The sequence below is a fragment of the Methylobacterium sp. BTF04 genome (genome assembly GCF_010692745.1).
In the GTDB taxonomy this organism is placed as follows: domain Bacteria; phylum Pseudomonadota; class Alphaproteobacteria; order Rhizobiales; family Beijerinckiaceae; genus Methylobacterium.
Map to the genome: position 1 here is coordinate 1 of NZ_JAAHTB010000133.1, position 2,768 is coordinate 2,768.

Here is a 2,768-nt window from a genome sequence, read left to right on the forward strand (position 1 = left end):
ATCGGAGACCTCCTCCTTCACAAAAAGAGCTCTCCACTTTTCCGAGGCAAGTCCAGACGTTATAGGCGACCTCGACGGATCGCGGCCGGCCGAGCAGCCAGTTCGTGCCAACGCCGTCCACGGCATTGCCGCTGATGGCGTAGACCTCGTCGAACAGGTTGTAGACGCGCAGCGACAAGCGCGAGGCCGCAGTAACCTGGTAGTCGAGGCCGGCATTGACCAGCGTGTAGTCCGGTCGGCGCGCCTGATTGCCGAAATCGCTGTAGGTCTCGCCGACATATTGGAGACCGATCCGCGCTTCCCAGGCCGGCGCGAAGGCCCAGTTCAGCCAGACGTTGGCGACGCGCTCGGGCACGTCGATGGGCTGGCGCCCGGCATAGGAGACCACTGCGCCGCCGACATTCTGGTTGAAGGCATCGTATTGCGCGTGCAGCAGAACGAGGTTGGCGTCGACCCGCCACGCGTCGAACAGGTGCAGCGAGACCGCCGCCTCGACGCCCTGCGAGGATTGGCGTCCGACCTGGGTCGAGACCGTGGGCTGGCCCGGCACGGTGGAGACGAGGTTGTCCTTGACGATGCGGTAGCCCGCGAGCGTCCACTCGACGCGGCCGTCCCAGACCACGCCCTTGGCGCCGAGTTCGACTTGCTCGCCGGTGGAAAGCTTGAAGTTGGCCAGACTCTGCGACAGCGTGATCAGGCTGCCGACCGGATCGGTGGCGGTGGCGTATTGCGCGTACAGCGCCAGTTCGGGGGTCGGATTGTAGACCGCGCCGACGCGGTAGCTCAGCGCCTGGAAGTCGCGATCGAAGCTGGCGCCGGTCTGGAGATTCTGCCGGTGCAGGCTCGGCGCGTCGAAGCGGATGCCGGCCAGCAGCGAGACTTGGTCCGACAGGACGAGCCGGTTCTCGGCGAAGACCGAGGCTTGGTTCGTGCTGGTGGCATAGGCCGGGATGGCGCGGCCATTGGCCGGAAACAGGCCCGGATCATAGGCGAACGGATTTACGCTGGTGCTGGTGTCGAAATAGAAGTTGTTGGTGTGCGTGAACGCGATGTGGTTCACGTCGAAGCCGACCAGGAATGCGTTGCGGAACCCGAACAAGGTACCGTGGAATGTGGCGTCGAGGCGATTCCCGACCTGGTCCTGCTGATGGTAGATCTCGAGATAGTCCGAGCGGTCGATGAGCCCCGTACTGCGGTTGAAGGCGTATTGCTCCACGTCGAGCCAATGGCGCCGGCTCTGGAGCCTGTAGGCGGTGTTGCGCACGGTGATATCGGCGCTCGGGTTCCACTCGGTCTTGAGCTGGGTCCAGTTGTCGGTCCAGGTGATCTTGGAATCGCGGGTGTTGTAGTTGTTGAACCGGATCGCATCGAGAATCCTGCCGTTCACCAGCGGCGTACCCCAGTAGCGGGCCGGCTCCTGAAAGCCGAAATCGTGGCTGAGGGTGAAGGCAAGGTCCGGGCTCGCCTGCAGGGTCAGGGCGCCCGAGACGGCCAGGTTGCGAAAATCGCCCTCGGGCGCCATCCAGCCCCCCGCGCGGTTGCCGCTGATGTTGAAGCGATAGGCCACCGCGTCACCGATCGGGCCGCCGGAATCGAGGGCGAGCCGGGCGATACCGTCGGAGCCCAACGCCGCGCGGGCCTCGTTGATCGGTGTGAAGACCGGCTTCTTAGTCACCACGTTGACGACCCCGCCGATGGCACCGTCACCGTAGAGCACCGAGGCCGGGCCGCGCAGGACCTCGATCCGCTCGACGTTCCAGGTGTCGAACGGGAAGGTGACGGTGCCGGCGCCGACGAACAGGCGGGTGCCGTCATAGAGTTGCTGGATCGAGTTCGGACCTGCGAATCCGCGCGCCGTGAAGGCCCCGTTGCCGTTGCCGGGGGCGGCCACGGTGGTGATGCCGGTGGCGTTCTGCGTCACCGCCTCGGCCACGGTGTTCTGGCCGCGCAGGCGCGTGGTCTCGCCCGCGATGATGTCGATGCTGGCCGGCGTCTCGAGCGGGGTCAGGCCGAGACGGCTCGCTCCTCGATCCACCGTGCGCAGGTTGAGCCCGACGGGCGCAACGCCGGTGCCGGCCACCGAGAGGGTGTCGAGGGTGACGGCGCCATCCTGGGCCGTAGCGGGGATCATGCCGGCTGCGAGGAGACCGGAGCCGGTTGCGAAAAAGCGGAGGAAGGCGTGAGGAATGGACATCGAAATCAGGCAACCGTTGGTTCACGCGCGTCGATCGACCCGACGATTCCTCCACTGCCTAATGCGAATGTTATAATGTTACAATCGCATTTCCGATGCATCGATCCACGGGTCGGGCGTGACCGCGTGCCGGCAGCCGCTGAGAAGCGGCGCGCGACGGCGCGTTCGGCGAACGGGATTTCGAACAACGGCTCGGTCGGGCAGCGGCGGCAACGGCAGGCGCGAGCAATCGCGCGGTGTGGCACGTCACCGCGAACGAGGCCGAATCGTCCGCTAAAAGCGGACGCCTCGACACCCATCAGGACACCCCGCCCGATGCGTTTCGCGTGTGACCACGACTGACGGCAGGTCTCCTGGCTCGCGGGTCACCGCCCTCTCATCGTCTTCCCAGATGCCGGAGCACCCAGTGACGTGTTGATGATGGGCTCGCCGCTTACAGTTGCGGGGGCAGCCGCGGCATCGGAGCAAGCTCCTCACCGCGTTCCCTTTTGATCCTCCGAGGAGGAACCGTCACGGGAAAGCTAGCCCGTCTTATTCATCAGGCTGTTGCGGACGGTGGGTTCTGGGCTGATGG

The 2,768-nt window shown here is 65.5% G+C and carries 1 protein-coding gene and 1 riboswitch; the gene reads right to left on the reverse strand.

Annotation, left to right across the window (positions count from 1 at the left end):
* Positions 1 to 2,131, reverse strand: a 2,131-nt coding sequence (locus G3T14_RS23660; protein WP_246733528.1) for a TonB-dependent siderophore receptor, incomplete at its 3' end; no start/stop codon positions are given.
* A gap of 388 nt (positions 2,132 to 2,519) precedes the next feature.
* Positions 2,520 to 2,721, reverse strand: a riboswitch (cobalamin riboswitch).
* Positions 2,722 to 2,768: the final 47 nt, after the last annotated feature.